The sequence below is a fragment of the Stenotrophomonas sp. 2YAF22 genome, assembly GCF_052114665.1.
GTDB lineage: Bacteria > Pseudomonadota > Gammaproteobacteria > Xanthomonadales > Xanthomonadaceae > Stenotrophomonas > Stenotrophomonas indicatrix.
In genome coordinates this window covers 1-3,900 of the sequence record NZ_JBFRFE010000416.1, presented here as the reverse complement: position 1 = coordinate 3,900, position 3,900 = coordinate 1, and the positions used below count along the sequence as shown (strand labels likewise).

The window sequence follows — 3,900 nt, the reverse complement described above, 5'->3', positions numbered from 1 at the left end:
GATCAAACCCGCGTGCGCGGCCGGGGTGGCGTTGGCGGAAGCCGCGCAGGAAGTGCTCGGCCAACAGCAGGACATCGCTGCCACGTTCGCGTAGCGCGGGCATCGGCAAGCGCAGGACATTGAGGCGGTAGTAAAGGTCCCGGCGGAAGTGGCCCTGGGCCACCGCCTGTTCGAGTTCGACGTGGGTGGCTGCCAGTACGCGCACGTCCACACGCAGCGGCTGGTTGCTGCCGACCCGTTCCAGCGTCCCCTCCTGCAGCACCCGCAGCAGGCTGGTCTGTGCGTCGGCGGGCAGGTCGCCGACTTCATCGAGGAACACGGTGCCGCCGTGGGCACTTTCAAACAGACCGATGCGGCGTTGGGCGGCACCGGTGAAGGCCCCACGCTCGTGGCCGAACAGTTCGGACTGCACCAGATTGGCAGGGATCGCGCCGCAGTTGATCGCCAGGAACGGTTTGCCGGCGCGCCCGGACAAGGCATGCAGCGCTTGCGCGGCAAGTTCCTTGCCGGTGCCGGTCTCGCCGGTGACCAGCACCGGCAGGTCGACCGGAGCGAATTTATGCAGGGAGGCGCGCACCGACAGCAGGGCGGTGCTGTCGCCGATCAGCGCCGGCAGGTTGCCGGACTCGCGGACCATGTGCGGCAACGCGTCGTCGCCCTCGGATTGCCGCTGCATTGCCGACAGCAGATCGTGCAGTTCCAGTGGCAGCGCGAACTGGTCGCGGCACGCGCGCAGCAGCGGCCCCCACGCGGGCGGAGCGCTGCCCAGTCCAGGGGGCAGCACGGCGAGCCAGGGCAGGTGGTGATGCCGCTCGATCCATGGCAGCAGCAGCTGCACGGCGTCGGCATCAAGGTGACGCAGATCGACGATGGCCACCAGGTGGTCGCGGCCGCGCAGGCCGATGGCCATGGCAGGGGCAGGGCTGACGCAGCGCAGTTGCCAACCGGCCGCCGCCAGCGCACCCCGCTCGGCTGCCTGCGGTTGGCCGAACCAGATTGCGCAACGCGATGGAATCTCCAGGCTTGCCGCCATTCCTTTCCCCCAGGCAACACGGGCGGCCCAGCCGGGCACCCGGCGCGCCGCCCCGCGCCGGGATGCTGTGGCCGAACACGGTCGGCCTGTCGCGGTCACTGCAACCTTGACATCAAGGACCAACGCAGCAAGCGGCGGCCAGCGGCCAGCGGCCCCGGTTACGGCCAGCCGCCCAATGAAAAAGCCGCTGCAGGGCAGCGGCTTTTCAGGCAATGCGCAGATGACCCCGGATCAGAGGTCGACCCGGCGGGCCTGCATGAACTTGTTGCCCCAGTAGCCGGTGAGCAGGGTGTCGACGCGGACGTCCTTGCCGGTGCTTGGGGCGTGCAGGAAGCGGCCATCGCCCACGTAGATGCCGACGTGGTCGACCCGGCCCTTGCGGCCGAAGAACACCAGATCGCCTGCAGCCAGCGCGGCGCGGTCGTTGATCAGTTCGGCATTGGCGTCATGCGCCATTTCGCGCGAGACGCGCGGCAGCTCGATGCCCAGGGCCGAGCGGAACACGTAACCGACCAGGCCACTGCAGTCGAAGCCGCTGTCCGGATTGCTGCCACCCCAACGGTACGGGGTGCCGAGCAGGGTCATGGCCCGGCGCAGCAGCGACTGCACCTTGCCGTTGTCGGCAGCGTTGCCGACCACGACGCTGCCATTGGCGGCGCTGCTGGTGTCGTAATTGGCGAGGAGGCGGCTGAGGTCACCGGCCACCATGGCCGAGCGGTCCATCAGGGGAATGGTGTCATTGGCGGCCAGGTGCGGCAGCAGGGCGGCCAGGGTGGCGCTGGCGGCGGCATCGGCGCGGCTGCGCTGCGGAGCGGTGGCGTCGGCCTTGGCGGCTGCGCGAGGGGCGGTCTCGGCGGTAGCAGCCGGGGTCGCATCGGTACGGGTGGGAGCGGACTGCGACCAGGCGGGAAGGCTGGTCAGACACAATGCCAGGCCCAGCAGAAGCGGGCGGACACTACGCGAAGAAGCGGCGGTCTGGCCTTGGCACGTCGGGTCGTTTGTCGTCACGCGTCGGTCACAAGGAAAAAAACGATGGGGCATCATGCCCTGTAAAAGCAGTAATAAGTTAAAAATTCCGTTAATAAATCGTTAGTTGCGCGGTGATATCTGTCACAGTTTTGAACATATCGCCTGTTCATTTTAGCGAAGGACCCGTTTCGCCCCTGTGTAGTGGTCCTTCCAATAGGGGCCGCTGAGGGAATCAAGGCGGACCGTTCCGCCGGTGCTCGGGGCGTGCACGAATCGACCTTCGCCCACGTAGATACCGACGTGGCTGACACTGCCGCGGCTGCCAAAAAAGACCAGGTCGCCGGTCGCCAGGCGCTTCGGGTCGATCTTCGGGCCCTGAACCGCCGCCAGGTCGCGTGAGGTCCGCGGCAGCTTCAGATCCAGCATTTCACGGTAGACGTAGGCGACCAGACCACTGCAGTCGAAGCCGGATTCAGGCGTGTTGCCGCCGTAGCGATAGGGCGTGCCAACCAGGCTGATGGCACGCATCAGCACCGAATTGGCCGCTTCGGGGTTGTCCGGAGTGGTGCTGGGCCAGCCTGCCGCAGGCGGTGGCGGTGCGGAACGGACGGCCTTGCCGCCGCCGCAGGCGGTCAGCAGCAGGGGCAGGGCCAGCAGCAGGGCGGGCGCGAGGAGCCGGCGCGTGCCGGACGAAACTGGCGTGATGTGCATGTTCTCCGGATAATGCGCGACCTTGGATTGGCCGTCATGATGGCGGCGTCCCCGCCGGGCGACAACCCGCCCCAACCCGCCTGCCTCCGGCAGATCCAGACAGAGTTGCGCATGAAGATCGAAAAAGACCGCGTTGTCCGCTTCCACTACACCGTCTCCGAGGCCGGCCAGGAGACGATCGAATCGTCCAAGGACCGCGGCGAGCCGCTGGCGATCCTGATCGGCCACGGCAACATCATCCCGGGCCTGGAAAACGCCATGATGGACAAGGAAGCCGGCGCGACCTTCGACGTCGACGTCAAGGCGGCCGATGCTTACGGCGAGCGCCGTGATGGCCTGTCCCAGCGCGTGCCGAAGAAGCACTTCGGTACCGCCAAGCTGGTCCCGGGCCAGCAGGTCGTGCTGCAGACCAACTTCGGCCCGCGTGCCGTGACCGTGCAGAAGGTCGGCATGAGCGTGGTCGACGTCGACCTGAACCATCCGATGGCCGGCAAGGACCTGCATTTCGACGTCGAGATCGTCGACGTGCGCGAAGCCGGCAAGGAAGAGCTCGAACACGGCCACGTCCACGGCGACGGCGGTCACCAGCACTGATCGCGTCGCGATAGTGATGGCAGCAACGGCCCGCCTCGGCGGGCCGTTGCGTATGTGGAACAGGGCGGAGCCATCCACGGTCCGCAGGCCGGCGGCATAATGACGGACCTGCACGCCGGATGCCCTGTGAACACCGCTTCCCCTTCCCTGCAACCGGTGGCTTCCGGCGAACGCATCGCCCTGCTGGACATACTGCGTGGCTTCGCCCTGCTGGGCATCCTGCTGATGAACATCGAGGCCCTCAGCGGGCCGCTGGACCTGGCCTTTACGGGCATCGACGCGCATTGGCAGGGCATCGACTACTGGGCTGATGCGTTCGTCTATGTGTTCGTGCAGGGAAAGTTCTTCACCCTGTTCTCGCTGCTGTTCGGGGCGGGCTTTGCGGTGATGGCCCAGCGCGCCGAGGCRGCGGGCCGCCAGTTCACTCCGTTCTACCTGCGCCGCAGCGCCGGGCTGCTGCTGATCGGCCTGTGCCATGCACTGCTGGTCTGGTCGGGCGACATCCTGGTGCTGTATGCGTTGGCCTCGCTGCCATTGCTGGCCTGCCGTGAGGCACCGCGCAGCTGGCTGCCCTGGATGGGGTTGCTGGTGTA

At 67.2% G+C, this 3,900-nt stretch carries 5 protein-coding genes; 2 read left to right on the top strand and 3 right to left on the bottom strand.

Features of this window, described 5'->3' with window-relative positions:
• The 3 genes from AB4Y84_RS15600 to AB4Y84_RS15590 all read right to left on the bottom strand — a co-directional run.
• On the bottom strand, positions 1–1,033 hold a 1,033-nt coding region (locus tag AB4Y84_RS15600), incomplete at its 3' end, for a sigma 54-interacting transcriptional regulator (RefSeq protein ID WP_442250399.1).
• Between the two features lie 231 nt (positions 1,034–1,264).
• Positions 1,265–2,041 (bottom strand): C40 family peptidase, encoded by a 777-nt coding sequence (locus tag AB4Y84_RS15595; protein ID WP_033831682.1) that lies wholly within the window; start codon positions 2,039–2,041, stop codon positions 1,265–1,267.
• Between the two features lie 132 nt (positions 2,042–2,173).
• Positions 2,174–2,713 carry a C40 family peptidase gene (locus tag AB4Y84_RS15590; RefSeq protein WP_428705193.1) on the bottom strand — a complete coding sequence of 180 codons (540 nt, stop codon included), beginning with the start codon at positions 2,711–2,713 and terminating at the stop codon, positions 2,174–2,176.
• A 111-nt stretch (positions 2,714–2,824) separates the two neighbouring features.
• Between AB4Y84_RS15590 and AB4Y84_RS15585 the strand changes: the two genes are divergently transcribed.
• Both AB4Y84_RS15585 and AB4Y84_RS15580 read left to right on the top strand, forming a co-directional pair.
• Positions 2,825–3,307 carry an FKBP-type peptidyl-prolyl cis-trans isomerase gene (locus AB4Y84_RS15585; RefSeq protein WP_442244094.1) on the top strand — a complete coding sequence of 161 codons (483 nt, stop codon included), beginning with the start codon at positions 2,825–2,827 and terminating at the stop codon, positions 3,305–3,307.
• 99 nt (positions 3,308–3,406) lie between these two features.
• On the top strand, positions 3,407–3,900 hold a 494-nt coding region (locus AB4Y84_RS15580), incomplete at its 3' end, for a DUF418 domain-containing protein (RefSeq protein WP_442250398.1).